The sequence below is a fragment of the Klebsiella pasteurii genome (genome assembly GCF_018139045.1).
Lineage (GTDB): Bacteria > Pseudomonadota > Gammaproteobacteria > Enterobacterales > Enterobacteriaceae > Klebsiella > Klebsiella grimontii.
In genome coordinates, this window is record NZ_CP073236.1 from 1863506 (window position 1) to 1881759 (window position 18254).

The following is an 18254-nucleotide window of genomic DNA, read 5'->3' on the forward strand; positions in this document are numbered from 1 at the left end:
GCCTGTCCGCTTTGGATGATAAAAATCAGTTCACCTTTTTGTTATCACTTCTCAGGGGCATACGATGAAGTACAGCACAACACTACCCGTTACCGCATTACCGTCTGCCGAGAAATATAACGGCAAAGGCCCTGAATATAAGCGTCGCTTCCACGTAATGGCCAAGCCTACCGGCTCGACCTGTAACCTTGACTGTTCCTACTGTTTCTATCTGCACAAAGAAGATCTGCTGCACCAGGACAGGCATACCGGCATGAGCGATGAGACGCTTGAACAGTTCGTTCGCCAGTATATTGAAGGGCAAGACGGTGAGCAGGTGGTCTTCTCCTGGCAGGGCGGCGAACCGACCCTGATGGGGCTCGAATTTTTCGAAAAAGTGGTTAAGTTTCAAAAGCAGTACCAAAAATCCGGCCAGCGCATCGAGAACGACTTACAAACAAATGGTGTTTTGCTGAACGATAAATGGGCTGAATTTCTCAAAAAACATCATTTTCTGGTGGGTCTGTCGATTGATGGCCCACGGGAACTTCATGACCGCTACCGCGTCACGCGTAGCGGCAAACCGACCTTTGATAAGGTGATGGCCGGGGTTGAGGCGCTTAAGCGTCACGGCGTACCGTTTAATGCCCTGGTAACCGTCAACCGCACCAATGCCCGCTACCCGCTTGAAGTCTATCGCTTTATGACCCAGGAACTGGGCGCGACCTACGTACAGTTTAACCCGTGCGTGGAACCGGTTGATTTTAAACAGACCGCCCCGCAGTTCTGGCGCGATGACACCATTCCGCTGACCGGTAGCCGCCGCGCTCGCCCCGGCGATCTCGACTCTGTCGTGACCGATTGGTCGGTTGACCCGGATGACTGGGGCAGCTTCCTGATTGCGGTGTTCGAGGAGTGGGTTAACAACGATTTAGGCCGCGTTCAGGTCAATCTGTTTGAAACGGCGGTGGCGCAAACGCTGGGCATGCCCGCGCAAATCTGCACCCACTCCGAATTCTGCGGCAAAGGGCTGGCGATTGAAAAAAACGGTGATATCTACTCCTGCGACCACTACGTTTACCCGGAATACCAGATAGGCAATATCGCTAATACGAAACTGTCACACCTGGCGTTCTCCGAGCGGCAGAAAGCCTTTGGCATGGGCAAGCGCGATACGCTGCCGAAATATTGCCAGGCCTGCCCGTATTTAAAAATGTGCTGGGGCGAGTGTCCGAAAAACCGCATCGTGCGCGCGCCGGACGGCGAAACGGGTCTCAACTATCTGTGCCCGGGCATCAAAGCCTTCTTCAACTACGCCGAGCCGATGCTGGTGGGATTAGCCACCTTAATCAAACGTGACTATTCAGGATTAAAACGATGATGCAGCGCGAGAAGCTATTAGAACTTGAGCAGAAAATGAACCAGCAGGTGCTGGGTCAGGAAGAGCTGGTGCGCATGTTGATAATCGCCCTGCTCTGCGATGGACACGTTCTGCTGGAGGGGCTGCCAGGGCTGGCGAAGACCCGCGCCGTGCGCGAACTCGCCCGCCGCGTGGAGGGCGAGTATCGGCGCATTCAGTTCACCCCCGATCTGCTCCCTTCTGATATCACCGGCAGCGAGATTTATCAGCAAAATGCCACCCGCGAGGAGGATCAGTTTACGTTCCGTCCCGGCCCGGTGTTTGGCAACCTGATTCTGGCCGATGAAATCAACCGCGCCTCCGCCCGCGTTCAGTCTGCCCTGCTGGAAGCGATGGAAGAACGCCATGTGACCGTGGCGGGCAAAACCTGGCCGCTGCCGGGGGTGTTTATGGTTCTCGCCACGCAAAACCCGGTGGATCAGGAAGGCACCTGGCCCCTGCCGGAGGCCCAGCTTGACCGCTTTTTGATGAAAGTACTGGTGAGCTATCCCTCGAAAGAGAATGAACAGAAGGTGATGCAGCTGGTTCGCGCCGAGCAGCAGCAAAAATATCAGCAGTTGAGCCAAAACCAGCCGAGCGCCGCCGCCGAAACCCTGATGCTGACGCAGCAGGAGATTGCCGAGTGCTGGCAGGCGATTGCCCATGTTCACGTCGCGCCAACCATTGAAAACTATATCGTCAATCTGGTGGATCTCAGTCGTCACCCTGAAAACGTCAGCGATACCCTGGCAAGCTATCTGACCTTTGGGATAAGTCCACGCGGGACGCTGGCGCTGGAGCGCTGCGGCCGCGCCCAGGCGTGGCTGGAAGGCCGGGACGCCGTTATGCCGGAAGACATCAAAAAGATAGCCCCTGCGGTGCTACGTCACCGTCTGATGCTGAGCTACCAGGCCAATGCCGACAACTGCACCCCGGACGATGCGGTGCAAATGCTGCTCGACGCGGTGGTGGCGTAATGAGCGATGCCGTCCGCGTCTCGCGTGGTAGCCTGCTAAAACTGGCGGCGCAGGCGCGTTCTATTATCAATCCGCCAGGGCAAATCCCGCCCAACGCGCTGGCCGGAGAGCGCATTTCGCGCCAGCAAGGTCGCGGGCTTAATTTTGACAGTCTGCGCCGCTACCAGCCCGGTGATGACGTTCGTCTGATGGACTGGCAGACCACCGCGCGTATGCGTACGCCGTGGATCCGCCTGTACAATGAAGAAAAAGAGCGGCCGGTCTTTTTGCTTGTCGATCAGCGTCGGGATATGTTTTTTTCCACCCGCGTCCAGACCAAATCGGTGGCGGCGGCAAAAATTGCCGCGCTGCTGGCATGGCGCAGCTGGCACGACGGTGACCGTCTGGGCGGCGCGGTGTTTGGCGACAAAGACTACGCGCTGCGCGCCTGTCGTCCGCCGAACGCGACCCTGCCCCACTTTCTGGACGACATCGTCGAGTATAACCACGCCGTCGCCGAGGCCTATCCTCATGAAGCGCCAAATCCGCTGTCGCTGGCCGATATGCTGCGCCACAGCCTGCCGCTGATCCCTACCGGGAGCTGGGTTGCGGTGATAAGCGATTTTCACGATCTGGATAGCCAGTGCGATGCCCTGCTGGCCGCGCTGCGCCGCCGGGGGGAGATCAGCGCCTTTGTGACGCTCGACGATCTCCATCTGCGGCTGCCGACCCACGGCCAGCTTGCCGCGCGTTACGAAGGCCAGGAGGCAACCTTCTCCCTTTCCCCCTCCCGCCGCGACGAGATCGTGCATAGCGTCACCGCCCGGCTGGCGCAGCAGGAGACGCGTCTTGCCCGGCTTGGCGTGCGGGTCAATCAAATCGTGGTCACCCGCGATCTCCTGCGACAGCTACAGCGAGGTGTCTGAATGCTGGAGAAAGGTTTTACCGTCCCCCATCTGGCGGAGCCGGCGCTGCCCGGTTCACCCTCCTGGTTTCCGCTGCCGCCGGGCTGGGTTGTGCTCGGCATCCTGGTTCTGCTTGCCGGGCTGACCGTCGCCCTGTTTCGCTACGCCCGCTGGCGGCGGAATGTCTGGCGTCACCAGGCGCTAAGCGCCCTGTCGCAGCCGCATACCGCCGATAGCTGGCTGCTGCTGATTAAACGCATTTTGCTGGTTCATCACCCGCGCGAAGCGATAAGCGCCGCGTCCAACCCGACGCAATGCCTGCAACAGGTGCCGCTGGACGACGCGCTGCGCGAACAGCTTAGCCTGCGCTATTGCCAGCGTGAAAACCAGTTGAATGACGACGATAACGCGCGTCTGCGTGCGCAGTTACATGCATGGATAGAGCGATTACCCTATGTCTGAATATCTCTCTCGCGTGGACTTTGTCTGGCCCTGGGTTTGGCTGCTGCTGCTGCTGCCGTTGGTGGGCCGCTTTTTTATGGCTAAAGCGCGGCCGCTAAAGGAATACGTGCGCGTGCCGTTTTTACCCGCGCTTATCCACGAGATCCAGCCCAACAGCCAGCCTGTGCGCAGCGGTAAGCTTGCCGCCGTGGTGTTCTGGCTGGTGTGGGGGCTGCTGGTTTGCGCCATGGCGCGTCCGGAATGGCTCACCCCGCCGCAGCATATTGAAAAACCGATGCGTAACATCATGCTGATTTTAGACGTCTCTGGTTCGATGGCGAAAAACGATGTCGCCGGAGGCAGCACCCGTCTGGAAGCGGTACAGGCCTCGGTGAAAAAATTTGTCGCCGCCCGCCCGTCCGACCGAATTGGGCTGGTGATTTTTGCTAACGGCGCATGGCCCTTCGCGCCAATTAGCGAAGATAAACAGGCGCTGGAAACCCGAATCAACCAGCTATCGCCGGGCATGGTGGGGCAGCAGACGGCGATCGGCGACGCGCTGGGAGTCACGGTGAAACTGTTCGATTCCGCGCAAAACGCCGACGCCAGTAAGCTGGCGATTATTCTCACCGACGGCAATGATACCGCTTCACAGCTGACGCCGCGTCTTGCCGCCAAACTGGCCGCCGCGCATCACGTACAGGTGCACACCATCGCTTTTGGCGACGTGAACAGCACCGGGGACGATAAAGTCGACCTGCCGCTGCTCGCCGAAATCGCGCAGATGACCGGTGGACGCGCGTGGACTGCCGAAAGCAGCGGCGCGTCGCTGGACGCCGTATGGCAGGAAATTGACGCTATCACGCCGGTGCAGGTTAAAAGTATCGGCTGGTCCTGGCGCGAGCCGCTGTTTGGCTGGCCGCTTGCCGCCGCGCTGTTGCTGCTGCTGGCGTTCGCCCTTTATCGCGTACTCAGGGAGGAAAGCGCATGAGCGACTTCCACTTTTTACACCCCTGGTTTTTAGTGCTGTTACCGCTGTGCCTCGCGCTGTGGTGGCTGCCGTCCGCCGGACGCAGCGCCTGGGTACGTATGATGGATAAGCCGCTTGCCCGCGCGCTTATCGTCAATCAGCCACGAAAAATAACCCGCGCGCTGCCGTGGCTGATGATGGCAGGGATTATCGGCCTCGCCGGTCCTGCCTGGCAGCGTCAGCTTCCCGCGGCGTTAACCCCGCAAAGTAATGTGATGGTGGTGTTGCAGCAGGATAACGCCATGCTGGCAAGCGATTTGGCGCCAAGCCGTCACCAGCGGATGCAAAGTAAAATCCTGTCGCTGATGGCGCAGATGCCCGGCACCCGCTTTGGCCTGGTGGTGTATCAGTCCGGCGCGTGGCTCACCACGCCGCTGACCGTCGATCAGGATTTTTACGCTCTGTTCCTGCATGCCCAGTCCCCCGCCCTGCTTCCGGCAGGTGAAGGATCAGGGCTACAGGCGGCCCTGACCCTGGCGATGAAAAATATGCCCTCGCCGCCGCGCAGCATCATTCTGGTGGCGGATAATATCGATGAGCGCGATGCGCGCTGGCTGACAAAACAGTCGCTACCGCTGCAAATCTGGGTTCCCGGCACCGCCCACGGCGGGACGCTGCCGGAGAAGTATGCCAGTCGCGGCACCGATACCCGGCTTAACGTCGCGCGCTTTGAGCAGATCCGCGATGGCGGTATTCCGGTCACCCTGGTGACGTCGGACGACAGCGATTTTTCGGCGATCCGCAGCCATATACAGCAGTCCGTCAGCGCGCAAAACAACGCGCGCAACGATCTACACTGGCGCAACAGCGGCTGGCTGGCGGTCATTCCCATGCTGATCATCATACTGCTGTGGCGACGCCAGCTTTTTTGCTGGCTGCTTATCGTGCCGCTGTTGATGTGGCAGCCCGCCGGGCACGCCGCGTCATGGCTGGATGCGTGGGTCAGCCCCGATATTCAAGGGCAGCAGGCGTTCGCACGCGGGGATTACACCACCGCCGCGCAGCGTTTTACCGACCCGCTGCGGCAGGGGATCGCCTGGTATCGGGCGGAGAACTACCCCGCCGCCACCGCCGCTTTCCATCAGGCGGAACAAACGCCAGAAGCGCTGCTGTGGACCGGTAACAGCTACGCGCAGCAAAAGCTGTGGCAGCAGGCGCTCAACAGCTATGACCGGGCGCTCAGCCTGCGGCCTGACTGGCAGCTGGCGCAGGGCAACCGGGCGAAGATTGCCGCCATCATCATGCAGCTGCGGCAAAAAGAGCGCGACCGCCAGTCGGCGCAGGGCGAGGAGCAGGACTATAAACCGGATGAGATCAAACACGATCTCAAACCCGAGGAAGGCGTTGAGCAAAAAGATATTCAGCCGCAGGTCGGAGGCAACCCGCAGGTGAACCAGTGGTATGAGAATCTCAGCGTTTCGCCTTCCGGCCTGCTGGAAAACCTCTATCGCACCCAGTCAGGAGATCAGCAATGAAGCTGCTGTGGTTATTACTGATTGCCACGCTGCCCTGTCAGGCGGCCATGACGGTTTCGCGCGAGCTTATCGCGCCAGAGCACGTTGCTCCCGGTCAGCCGGTGCGCATCGCCGTGACCTTCTGGACCGATAGCTGGTTTAACCCGCCGCCGCAGTGGCCTGATTTCCCTGTTGAAAATGGCGCATTGTTGACCACCACCGAACCCAATCAGCTGCTCACCCGTCATGAGGGCGGCACCAGCTGGAGCGGTATTCGTATGGAACGTCAGGTAACGGCCTGGGATCAAGGGCAGCTGCATATTCCTGCCTTTGAGCTGACGCTTACCGGAGCCGGACAAGCGCCGGTGACGGTAAAACTGCCGGCGTTAGATAAGGCGGTAAGCTGGCCTGACGATGTACAACAGCCGGACCATTTCCTGCCCGCCGCCAGCCTGTCGCTGAGCCAAAAAATTACCCTGTTCCACAGCGGCGATGATGGACAATTGCACGCCGGAGATGTGATTGAGCGTGTGGTAACGGTGGTCGCCGACGACGCCGTTGCAACGCAGATCCCGCCGCTGCTGTACGCCATTCCCGGCACGCACACCCAACGTTTATCGCCGCAAAATACTCTGGTGACGGCAGGTCGCGGCGATATCCACGGCGCCCAACGCGTCGAAACGCTGCGCTATCTGCCGGTGGAAGCCGGTACCGTTGCCCTTCCGCCGATAAAATTACGCTGGTGGGATACCGCCCATCAGCAGTGGCAAACCGCCGAACTGCCGGGCAGTGAGTACAAGATTGCCCCGGCGCCGAACGCGGGTGCGGAAGCGGCGCTCAAAGGCCAGGCACCAACCTCGTGGGGTCTGCTGTCATTGTGGGTCGCGGTGCTGGCTGCGACGGTCGCGCTGCTGTTTATGTTTCGCCGTACGCTGTCGCAGAGCGCCCGGTATGTTTTTCACCAATGGCACCGTTTCTGGCATCCCACATCGCTGCCGGATCTGGTCCCTGAAAAAAGGAGTTCTCGATGAAGCGTACGTTGATCGGTATGTTATTAGTGAGCCTGTGCGGCGGCGCTGCGGCGGCTCCGCTTTCCGCCTGGAACGACACGGCGGCTAAACGGGCTATAGAAACCTGGGTGCACAATGCCACCGATGCCAACAGCCACTCTTTTATCCCGCCGGAAAAGCGCTACGTGGTGTTTGATAACGACGGCACCCTGTGGCCAGAAGCGCCGATGACCTTCCAGATCCAGTTCGTGCTGGATGAGGTTAAGCGTCTTGCGCCTGAACATCCTGAATGGCAAAACGATCCGCTGGTCAGCGCGGCGCTGAAAAACGATCTGAAAACGGTGGCGGCCGCGGGCGAAAAAGGCTTGCTCAAGCTGCTGGCCTTGACCCACAGCGATATCACCACCGACGAGTTCACTCAACGCGTCGCCAGCTGGGTCGATACGCACAAAGACCCGCGGTTTGGCTGTCAGTACAACCAGTTGGGCTATCAGCCTATGCGTCAGCTGCTGGACTACCTGCGCGAAAATGGCTTTAAGACGTGGATTATCTCCGGCGGCGGCATCGATTTTATGCGCGTGCTGTCTGAGAAGATGTACGGCATTCCGCCGGAACAGGTCGTCGGTTCGTTCGCCCTGGGCGAGTTCTCGTTGACCAAAGATGGCTCGCAAATACGCAAAACTATGCAGGGTGCCTTTAATGACGATGTGGCGAACAAACCGGTGGCGATCCATCTGTTTATGGGTCAGCGCCCGGTAGCGGCTTTTGGCAACAGCGATGGCGACCTGGCGATGATGCAGTACACCGCCAGCAACCCGGATTACAAAACCTTCGGGCTGCTGGTGCACCATACCGATGCGGCGCGCGAATACGCCTACGACAGCCATCCACCGGCCAGCGGTAAACTGGTGGAAGGCTTAAAAGAGGCCAAAGAGAGAGGCTGGGTGGTGGTCGATATGCAAAAAGACTGGAAAACGGTATTCGACCCGGCGCAGTGCCCGGCGAAAACCGCGCAGTAATCCATCAGGTTTACCCCTCTCCAGGCGGCTGTGCGGGAGCGGTAAACCATTTCTCTTTGGGCACCATCACCGGTTCATTGGGTTGCAGCACAAAGTTTGGCGACATAATTTGCACGTTAAATTCGTTAAATACGTCCTGAATCAGGCTGTGCATCTCGGTGCGCGCCCCAGCCATCAGGCCATCACCCGGACCGTTCTGCTCAACCGGCAGCAGCCTGACCTGCAGCTCGTAGGAGGTGTACCAGTCCATTAAGGCCAGTTGGCGCACCCGCGGCGCGATGGATTGATCGACGCACTTCGCCCGCCGCGCCGCCAGCTCCAGCATGCTGTGCACCTGCCGCCACGGGGTGTCGTAGCCAATCGTCACGTTGAGCGTCAGGTTGACGCTGCCGTCGGGGTTTTGCACGCTAAGGTTGGTAATTTTGCCGCTGACCACTACCGCATTGGGCAGCGTAATAACGTAGTTTTCCCGGGTTACAATTTTGGTCGCCAGCATCCCGACTTCGGTCACCCGCCCTTCGTTTTCGGCAATGCGGATCACATCGCCTTTGCGCAGCGCCCGGGAGTAAATCAGCACCAGCCCGCTCATAGCGTGATTCATTACCCCCGCGGACCCCAGCGTGAGCATCAGACCGAAGAAGACGCTAATGCCTTTAAACGCCAGCGAGTTGGCCCCCGGCAGGAAGGGATACGCAGCGGAGAGCGCAAACAGCCAGACGATTACCGCAATCAGCTTGCGCGTGGCCCCCACCGTTTCCGGATGCAGGCCGGGAATATACAGGCGTCCCGTGGCAACCTGGTTTAGCACCACTTTGAGGATTTTCAGGATGACGGAGGTCATCACAAAGATAATAAGCACCACCAGCAGTCCCGGCAGCGCTGAGACGATGGAGTAAGAGATTTGGCTGACGATACGTATCGACCAGTCGCCCAGGGACTCGCCCCAGACGCGCGTCCAGGGAAACAGGCTGAAGGCCCAGCGGAGCAAAACATAGATCGCGGTGATACCCAGCAGTAGCATCAGTAGCGCGTACAGACGGCTTTCAACCTCACCTAAAAAGCGTCGCCAGGTTTGGGGAATAAGCCCTTTATTATCGATTATTTTGCGCCGATAAACCCGGCGCACCCAGCGCCAGGATCGGTACTGAACGAACCAGAGCGCCAGTAACGCCGCCACGCCAACGGTGGTTTTTAGTGCGGAAAGCGCCAGACTGCGGTGATCGTACTGGTCTCTTAGCGCCTTTCGCTGGGCTTCCAGCCGGGTTAAGACACGAGATGCCGCCTGGTCGAGGGTGAGATCGTCGCCTTCGTCGAGATCCGCCTCCACCAGCAGCATCACCGGTTTGCCGTTCATCACGATCAGGCGTCCCGCCTGGTTATATCGAGTCACCGGGACAATAGTCAGGGGCTTTGCCACGTCTTCACGGCTAAAGCCGCGCAGGGTATTGCGAATGCGCAGTACGCGCTCTTCCGGCGTGGTTAAGCCAAACTTCGCCTGAAGCATCACTATCGGCTGGTGGAAAACATAAACCGTTCGGGCCCGTTCTTGCGCTGAAGGTGCCTGACGTGGCTCCGCGGCCTGTAGAGGATAAGCCATCAAAACAAAAAACCACAGAACTACCCGGGAAATTGCCCTGTTCATGACCTTCACCTACAGAGAGATTTATTGTTTTATGCTACAACAACCCGACACGCTTTCGCCTTTTTGAGCTTAGACCAGAGCGGCGTGAATTCAAGAACACGTCACTTTTTTGCGTTTCAGATACGCAACCTGGAAATTAAATAATATATCTCTACCAATATTCATTATCCGTACTTTACGATTTACCTTAACCCAAAAGTCCCGTCAGCAGCCAGACAGACGGTGATTGCCCTAGTTTGATAAAGTACAGATCTTCTGTCCGTTTAACGATGACCTCTTTCGCTTTAAAGGCAAGGGACTCCGTTAAATATGAGAGGTATTAACTCATTTCCACCAAAGTCATAGTGATACTCACGGTAAGCGTTGCAGAATAATCCCCTGTGTGAGGGTAGTTGACGCCGTCATCGTCAGTTAATCAGGATGGCGTGAGTTTTATAATAAAAATATGTTTATTATTGGATTTCAACAACGAACGAGATTCGCCATCCGGGCCATAACTGGTTATATTTATACCCTAAATAATTCGCGTTGCTTAAAGGCGGCATTGAAGTGACAAATTCGTCGGCAACAAATTTGACCAGCGAAGGCTGGAAGTCGGTGAGAGGCAGGAGCCTCTCATTAGTCACCTGGAGCATAGATAACTACGTGCTGGGGCGAATGACAAATCTGTCTGGAACAGATTTGAACGCTGTGTCATGGCGCCCCGTAAGGCCGAGGCTCATGGATAAGCTGAGTAACAAAGCCAACGCACAGGTAATTTGAAGATATGACGGATATAGACATTATTCTCTTCTGCGCCACCGAGATCGGTTCATGATTAATACGACGAATGAAAACCATAAAAACCTGGATATTGTTAACTCATGGAACCTGGTCTGGTTCCTGAGCCTTAACATCGTTTTTTGCTTGTGGTTGATTTTGAACAATTTTATACATACCCCGAATGACTTTTATCGGGAGGTGATGAATATGCTATGTATAGCAACCACGCTTTTTTCAGCGCTGGGATTTACGTTAAAGGCGTTGATCTCCAGAAAATATCTCGCCAGGTTGCTACCGACATACGCGCTACTACAAGGCATCCTCTGGGGCGCCATGTTCTATATGATGGTCAAACATTACAATAACCCTTCATTAACGCTTTCATTGCTCATCAGCACGCTGTTACCCGCCACCATCTCCTTTTATATCTCCGGCACTGTATTGCTATTATTTAGCGTACCGATCAGCATCGCCATGCTGTTAAGCGAAATCACCGCTTATGATAAATTTAACTTTCTGCAACTGTCTGGTTCTGTCATTATTTTCATTGTCGTGATAACCGCTCGCTACATATTGCTTGAATGGTACACCCGAACCCAACAAAGTGAATACGCAAAGAATCTACTCATTAAAAAACTCACCCACCTTGCTCATCGTGACGCCTTAACGGGATTGTTAAATAAAAGCAGTCTGTTAACCCATTTTGAGGAACAGGCACAACGACTGCCGCACTCAGGTGGTAATTTATTCATGATTATAATGGATATCGACTATTTCAAACAATATAACGATTTATATGGGCATATTGCCGGTGATGAATGTTTATTAAGCGTTGCGAAATGCATCAACCAGTCATTACGTAAAACATCTGACACAGCGTTTCGCTTTGGCGGAGAAGAGTTTGTCATATTGACTCATTGCAATGAAATGGCTGAAGCCGTGATGATTGCAGAACGCATTCGTACCAATATTCAAAAAGCGAAGATCCCACATCGGGGTTCTCAACTTTCGCCCTGGCTCAGCGCCAGCTTTGGCGTTGCTCAATGGGTCAAGGGTTATTCATTTGCCGTACTGGCAGAAAAAGCCGATAAGGAGCTCTACAAAGCAAAACAGGCCGGACGTAACCAGGTTTCCGCAGCAAAAAGATGATCATGTCGCGGCAAAAAGTGCCCTGCTGACGCCAGTACATAATTCCAGTATTCATCGCCCTATATCAACCAACGGCGCGTTTAGTGTTCGCAAAAAAAATACCGCTACGCGCGGTTTTAAGTATTTAATCACTGCCATTGAATAAGCCCCCCTCTCTCAAATTGAGCATACCAATGACCTAAGTCATATACAAGGGGTAACTGATGTGGCGCATTAACGCAGTCCCCGCAGCATGCCTGACAGGAAGTCATTATTATCTTTATGACATGCTCATAACATACATTGCAAAATAAAATACATTAATATTGCCTTTTAAATATTAACCCGCAAAACATTTAATTTTAAACTAATTGAATTTGCACCCACAATGCGTAGCGTGATAATTAATACATCTCACTCATAACACAGGTAGAATAATGCGGAAGCTCCATCAAATTATACTCTCGGGCGTCGTTGCCCCCTGCAAAACATCACCTCCGGGTATTTTACGCAAACTACATGTAATACAGATACCTATCATCTACAATAAGCACCCGGGGTCACCGATAGACTCTACGAGCTATGCCTCACTACATGATAAAAATAAGTCTCTGCTCAAAAAGATATATCGCCAGCTAAAAAAAGAACACCTGCAGAAAAGCCATATCGATGAACTGGTCGATACCCATAGTCAGACCTATCAGGCATACTGTTCTTTGGTCAGGCTTTACAAGATAAACGTCATAAACAATCGTTATCTGAAAGAGAAGAATATTTCGGGACTGCGTACGCTGAGCGAATTACTGAATACCATTATTGAAGACTAAAAAAAGCCTCCTTATGGGAATTTAAGGAGGCTTTTTTAGTCACCTATCTCCAGCGCCGCCGGTACGATAGCGATAGCCGGTGACCATCTCCGCCGTCCTTTTAGCCGGTTGCAGCCACGACTGCCACTGCAGGCCTATCGTCATGCTAGCCAAACTAAATGCCTGGTTTACAGATCAGAACTGATAGCTGTAGTTTACGCTGGCGAACCATAGCCAGGGTTTATTATATTCTCCAGCGAAAGCTGCGGAATTCACCTGAGATGATTGCATATGCAGATATTCAACCGCAAATCCGATATTACTCGCCGATGTCATTTGATATTGCGCCCCGGTCGCAAAACGCCACTCATCACCGGTAGGTAGAGTCAGAGCGACATCGCTTTGGGTGTTGTATGGCGTGCTGTCAAAAGCGACACCCGCGTTAAGGCGCCATCGCTCGTCAGGCCGGAACTGAACGCCTAATGCCGTATGCCAGGTATCTTTTAACCGGTTGTTTCTATTGCCCGATTGGCCATTAATCGTAATATCCGGGCTACCAAACTGGCTCCAGTCCTGCCAACCAAGATCGCCCATGACCGACCAATATTTATTTACATCATGAACCAGACTCAGCATGACCTGCTGAGGCGCGCGGACTTGAGCCGCCACGGGTAGATCGTACTCGACGTTTGGCAAGTTCGGAAAACGTGCCTTGCCGTCAATACTAAAGTGATAGTCAGTTTTACTTGTCCAGGTTATTCCCGCTCGAGTCTGGTCGGTGAGATCCATCAATATGCCCAGGCGGTAGTTCATTGCCCAATCGTGGTCATTTTGTCGTTCATCACGGCTATCAACATTCCGGGTTAAAGAAAGGTAGCCGTAATTAAGTCCTACAGCGGCGCCGACGGAAACGTTATCACTGAGTTTCCAGGCAATTGCCGGGCTGAGCGTCATCGCTACCATTGTACTTTTTTTGATGAGTCGATCGCCTGCCCAGTTGCCAAAATCAATACCAAGTCCATAGTTACTGTACAGGCCCAGTCCCGCGGACACGGAATCATTCAGCCGTTGCGTATAGAACACGCTGGCATTAGGAAACAGGTTCATGACATTGCCCGGACTTTGACGCCCGCTCGATTCATTATCCAGTTTATAGGATATATCACCTCCCATAGCCTGTACTCCCCCCGTCAGCATATGATCGGGTAATCGCGTCATTCCTGCCGGATTAGTTAAAAGCGTTGACGCATCCTGCGCGCGTGCAGCCTGCCCCGCTCCGGCCAGCGCAGCATCTTCCGTACCCACTTCGTAAAAATAGAGCGCGCTCGCATGACTTACTGCGGAAAAAAATAACCCACAGATAATAATTATACTTTTTCTCATTATGTTACCTACTACTTGAATAAAACGATGAGCTATTTTTTTGCAAAAAAGTCTATTTTCTTGTCCTGTATAATTTTAGAACTTGCTATCTATTTTGCATATAACCAGATTATTAAATGACCTAATATTATAAACAACCGCGTTACTCAGGTCTCTGTAAGTTTTGTCTAATATTAAATATTGCGACCAGGCGTCCGAATATCCACAGGGACGATAATAAATACCCAGCTTAAGCGGATACGTCTTCTGTGAAATTCAGGAACAGCATGCCAACACAAAATAAAAACAGCAAATAAGTTAAAGAGATTCATGGAGGCCAATTTTAGCCTTGGTGACGCCAGCGCAGCGCGTCGACCACCAGGGTAAACGCCGCCGGAAGATGCTGTCGGCCCGGGTGAATGAATCCTGCGCGATGCGCTCAGGCTATGCGGCAAACGATGGCCACATCATCTGAACGTCATTCACTACCTTCATGCTAGCTTTCGGCGGCATACGAAAGTAACGCTCGGCTACTTGCCCGTTCCCCGCGGATAACCGCTCATCGTCAGCAGCGCGCTTTGCAACGACGCGTTAAACATCTCCCCGTGAGTCAGCCCGGGATAAGGCCACCAGTTGACCGCCACGCCCTTTTTCTTGAGCAGAGAAACCGTCTGCAGGACGTTGCCCCGTGTCTCTTCTGCCCCTGCGGAAGAGACACGCTGCGTCGCAACCGCCCCTTCCATCAGGTACAGGGACTTCTGGCTAAACGCATCGGCTTTTGCCTCGGCCATTTTATCTAACAGCGAGGTATTGCCTCGTCCCAGGGAAGGACTGGCAGAAAAATAGATCCGGAAGCGGGATGATGCCAGCCAGGAATCAATAATAAATAATCCTCCGTAGGAGTGCCCCCAGATCGCCCGTCGCTGCGGGTCAATCTTCATCCCGCGCTCAACGTTTTCCACGATTGTATTCTGTAATAGCAGGCGAAATGCCTCGCTACCGCCGCTTTTGCGTGCGTCCCACCCGCTATCGGCAGGATCCTCCTTTACGGCCGGCCGGTAGTCATAGGCTCTGGCGTTCTGATCAAAGGGCAATGCCGTTTGATAGCCCACGGCCACAATCACGGGCGGCGTTTTTTGCGTAAGCTGCGCAAGCAGCGAGTCGGAGACCCGGTCCATCACCGCGTTGCCATCCAGAGCGTAGAGAATCGGATACCCCTCTGCTGGCGGCGCCGCGTTCGGTATCGCGGTCCAGACCTTATAATGCCGTTCGCCGTCAAGGGAATCGAAATAAGCAACGTTGAAGTGATAATACGCGGAGCCGCGGTCGGCGATATTCGGCCCTAGTGGCCTCATATCCGGTTTGGCGTCAGCATTAATACCGTAAAACGCGAAGACCAGCGCGGCGATAAAAATTCGCCCTTTAGGCGGATAAGCAGAACAAAACTTACGGATTAACATCGATTGATTTTTCCAGCACACCATCATTAATGATAATGATTGCCAATATCAATCTCAATTGCAAGCTGAGGGGGGTATCCCAGGGCGGCGCCTTGCACCTGGCCGGCTATCCAATCATCATCTTACGGGTAGCCAGGACAGGTGCGCAGCAGCGCCTCAGGGTAAGGATCAGGCGGTGCGCCATCTCCGGGTCAGCGGTTTCTCAACCTCTACAATAAGGAACATGACAAAACCGATAATAAAGGTGATCACCCAGTAGCGGAACGGCAGCGCTTCGGTACCAAACAGCATCTGCATAAACGGCGCGTAGATAATCAGCAGCTGCAGCACCAGCAGCACCCCGCTGACAATCCAGATCCCGCGATTCGCCAGCAGCCCTTTACTCAATGAGAAGCCATCCGCAACCCGGCAGTTAAGCATATAGAACCACTGGGCGGTGACCAGCGTCTGCAACAGCACCGTGCGAATAAACTCAGGCGAATAGCCGCGCGGCTGCAGCCAGGCCTCAAGCACAAAGGCGCTAACGGCAATCATCGAACCGACAAAAATTACCCGCCAGATAGCAAAGCCGTCCATTACGTGCAGCTTAGGATCGCGGGGCGGACGCCGCATGATGTTCTTCTCTCCGGCTTCAAACGCCAGGCCAAACGACAGCGTGGCGGAGGTCGCCATGTTCATCCACAGGATCAGCACCGGCGTCAGCGGTATTAAATTCCCCGCCAGCAGCGCGATAATAATTAACAGTCCCTGCGCCAGGTTGGTCGGCATGATAAACAGAATGGTTTTCTTCAGGTTATCGTATACCCGACGCCCTTCTCTGACGGCGCTGGCGATGGTGGCGAAGTTATCATCGGTGAGCACCATATCAGCGGCCTCCTTAGTCACTTCGGTGCCCTTAATCCCCATGGCGATCCCGACATCGGCCTGCTTCAGCGCCGGGGCATCGTTCACGCCATCGCCGGTCATCCCGACCACCTCTTTCCTGCTTTGCAGCGCCTGGACCAGGCGGAATTTATCTTCCGGGCTGGTACGCGCGAAAATATCAAATTTCTGCGCCGCTTCACTAAGCTGAATATCATCCATCACCTCCAGCTCGCGTCCGGTAATGGCGTTTTCCGCATTGCCGATCCCCAGCATCTTGCCGATACTCATGGCGGTTTGCGGGTGGTCGCCGGTGATCATCTTCACGCGGATCCCCGCCTGCAGGCAGTCGCCGATCGCCGTAATCGCCTCCGGTCTCGGCGGATCCATCATCCCGGCGATCCCCAGCAGAATGACGCCCTGCTGTAAATCCTGATGGCCAAGCTCCGTTTGTCCGTTGGCTGCCGGTTTCCACGCCGCCGCCACCATCCGCAGCCCTTCCCGCGCGTACTCTTCGATTTTCGCTTCCCAGTAAGGCTGGTCGAGCGGCTCCAGACCATGGTCGGTTTGCTGATGCTGACACAGGCGAAACAGGACATCGGGCGCGCCGGTAAGCAAAATCATCTCTTCATCGCCAATGCGGTACAGCGTCGACATATATTTGTACTGTGAATCGAAAGGTATTTTACTGCGCAGCTCGGTGTTGACCGCCGGGAGCGGGACTTTCGCCGCCAGCACCTTCAGCGCCCCTTCGGTCGGGCCGCCGGTAATTTTCCACAGCCCGCTTTCATCTTTGATAAGCTGGCTGTCATTACACAGATCGATGGTGCGCAGATAGCGTTCCAGCAGCGTGCCTGGAGCAACGGTTATCGGGGCGGGTTCATCGATCGGATGAATTTTCCCTACCGGCTCGTAGCTGTCGCCTTCCACCCGATAAACCTTATCGGCGGTGATAACGGCTTTGACCGTCATCTCGTTCATGGTCAGCGTCCCGGTTTTATCCGAGCAGATCACCGTCATCGCGCCGAGGGTTTCCACGGTCGGCAGTTTGCGGATAATCGCCTTCTGCCGGGCCATGGTTTGTACGCCAAGCGAGAGGATAATCGAGATAATCGCCGGTAGCCCTTCCGGCACCGACGCCACCGCGAGGCTAATCAATGACAGCATCAGCTCGGAAACCGGCATATCGCGGAACAGCAGGCTGAAGACAAACAGCGCGGCCATCATCACCAGAATGATGATAAAAATGGCTTTACCGAGCTTATCCATCTGCACCAGCAGCGGAGTACGGTGTTTTTCGATATCCGACATCATCTGGTTAATGTGGCCCAGCTCGGTATCGCCGCCGGTCGCCACCACCAGACCTTTTCCGCCGCCCGAACTCACCGTGGTGCCGGAAAACAGCAAATTCGTGCGATCGCCAAGCGGCAGTTCGCCACTAAGCGCCTCGATGCTTTTTTCCACCACCGTCGATTCACCGGTCAGAATCGCCTCTTCCACCCGCAGATTATGCGCTTCGATAACCCGCAGGTCGGCAGGTATTCGATCGCCCGCGCGGATCACCACGATATCGCCGGGAACCAGAGCGGTAGTCGGGATCGTTTCATGATTACCCTGACGAATCACCACCGCCTCACTGGAAAGCATGTTGCGAATGCTCTGGAGCGATTTCTCCGCGTTGCTCTCCTGGATATGGCCGATCAGCGCGTTAATCACCGCTACGCCCAGAATCACCAGGGTATCTACCCAGTGGCCCATGACCGCCGTCAGCAGCGCCGCCGCCAGCAGGACGTAAATCAGCACATCATTAAAATGCGCCAGAAAGCGCAGCCACGCCGGCTTCCCGGCCTTTTGCGGCAACGCATTTTCACCATACTGCTGCAAGCGCGCCGATGCCTCGGCACCGCTGATGCCTTCCGGGGTGCTGTTGGTGCTGGTCAGCGTGTCTTCTACGGAGAGCTGATAAAACGGGCCGCCCGGTTTTTCTGTATTCATAGTTATCTCCTCACTCCTGTAACGGAAATCAGGACAGCCTCAGGC

The 18254-nt window shown here is 55.1% G+C and carries 13 protein-coding genes; 9 read left to right on the plus strand and 4 right to left on the minus strand.

Translation table 11 applies throughout. The annotated features are described in order from the left end of the window. The first annotated feature begins 64 nt into the window (after window positions 1-64). Genes KCG39_RS08805 through KCG39_RS08840 form a run of 8 tightly spaced genes read left to right on the plus strand, consistent with a single transcriptional unit; the run spans window position 65 to window position 8193 of the window. A complete protein-coding gene (locus KCG39_RS08805) occupies window positions 65-1360 on the plus strand; it encodes an anaerobic sulfatase maturase (protein ID WP_142468197.1) in 1296 nt (431 codons plus the stop codon). Then, on the plus strand, window positions 1357-2355 hold the full coding sequence (locus tag KCG39_RS08810) for an AAA family ATPase (RefSeq protein ID WP_049114546.1): 999 nt from the start codon (window positions 1357-1359) through the stop codon (window positions 2353-2355). Before KCG39_RS08805 ends, KCG39_RS08810 begins: the two co-directional genes overlap by 4 nt. After that, window positions 2355-3260 carry a DUF58 domain-containing protein gene (locus KCG39_RS08815; RefSeq protein ID WP_123829143.1) on the plus strand — a complete coding sequence of 302 codons (906 nt, stop codon included), beginning with the start codon at window positions 2355-2357 and terminating at the stop codon, window positions 3258-3260. Before KCG39_RS08810 ends, KCG39_RS08815 begins: the two co-directional genes overlap by 1 nt. Next, entirely contained in the window at window positions 3261-3701 is a 441-nt protein-coding gene (locus KCG39_RS08820; RefSeq protein ID WP_211811585.1) for a DUF4381 domain-containing protein, read from the plus strand. It abuts the gene before it with no gap. Next, window positions 3694-4671 carry a VWA domain-containing protein gene (locus KCG39_RS08825; RefSeq protein WP_004122177.1) on the plus strand — a complete coding sequence of 326 codons (978 nt, stop codon included), beginning with the start codon at window positions 3694-3696 and terminating at the stop codon, window positions 4669-4671. Before KCG39_RS08820 ends, KCG39_RS08825 begins: the two co-directional genes overlap by 8 nt. Next, window positions 4668-6185 (plus strand): VWA domain-containing protein, encoded by a 1518-nt coding sequence (locus KCG39_RS08830; protein WP_142468198.1) that lies wholly within the window; start codon window positions 4668-4670, stop codon window positions 6183-6185. Before KCG39_RS08825 ends, KCG39_RS08830 begins: the two co-directional genes overlap by 4 nt. Continuing rightward, a complete protein-coding gene (locus tag KCG39_RS08835; protein ID WP_049114542.1) occupies window positions 6182-7195 on the plus strand; it encodes a BatD family protein in 1014 nt (337 codons plus the stop codon). The genes KCG39_RS08830 and KCG39_RS08835 overlap by 4 nt, the downstream gene beginning before the upstream one ends. Beyond that, window positions 7192-8193, plus strand: coding sequence for an HAD family hydrolase (locus tag KCG39_RS08840; RefSeq protein ID WP_087829036.1), 1002 nt, complete (start codon window positions 7192-7194; stop codon window positions 8191-8193). Before KCG39_RS08835 ends, KCG39_RS08840 begins: the two co-directional genes overlap by 4 nt. Before the next feature lie 10 nt (window positions 8194-8203). Here the strand turns inward: KCG39_RS08840 and KCG39_RS08845 are convergent, their stop codons facing one another. Beyond that, window positions 8204-9835, minus strand: coding sequence for a mechanosensitive ion channel family protein (locus KCG39_RS08845; RefSeq protein WP_112166260.1), 1632 nt, complete (start codon window positions 9833-9835; stop codon window positions 8204-8206). Window positions 9836-10648: 813 nt separating this feature from the next. Between KCG39_RS08845 and KCG39_RS08850 the strand changes: the two genes are divergently transcribed. Continuing rightward, window positions 10649-11746, plus strand: a complete 1098-nt coding sequence (locus KCG39_RS08850; protein ID WP_004122194.1) for a GGDEF domain-containing protein — start codon at window positions 10649-10651, stop codon at window positions 11744-11746. 980 nt (window positions 11747-12726) lie between these two features. Here the strand turns inward: KCG39_RS08850 and KCG39_RS08855 are convergent. From KCG39_RS08855 to KCG39_RS08865, 3 genes are all read right to left on the minus strand, one after another. Further along, a complete protein-coding gene (locus KCG39_RS08855; protein WP_142446689.1) occupies window positions 12727-13914 on the minus strand; it encodes an OmpP1/FadL family transporter in 1188 nt (395 codons plus the stop codon). Window positions 13915-14423: 509 nt separating this feature from the next. Then, window positions 14424-15353, minus strand: coding sequence for an alpha/beta hydrolase (locus KCG39_RS08860; RefSeq protein WP_004122203.1), 930 nt, complete (start codon window positions 15351-15353; stop codon window positions 14424-14426). Window positions 15354-15521: 168 nt separating this feature from the next. Then, entirely contained in the window at window positions 15522-18209 is a 2688-nt protein-coding gene (locus KCG39_RS08865) for a cation-transporting P-type ATPase (protein ID WP_142468200.1), read from the minus strand. Between the last annotated feature and the right edge of the window lie 45 nt (window positions 18210-18254).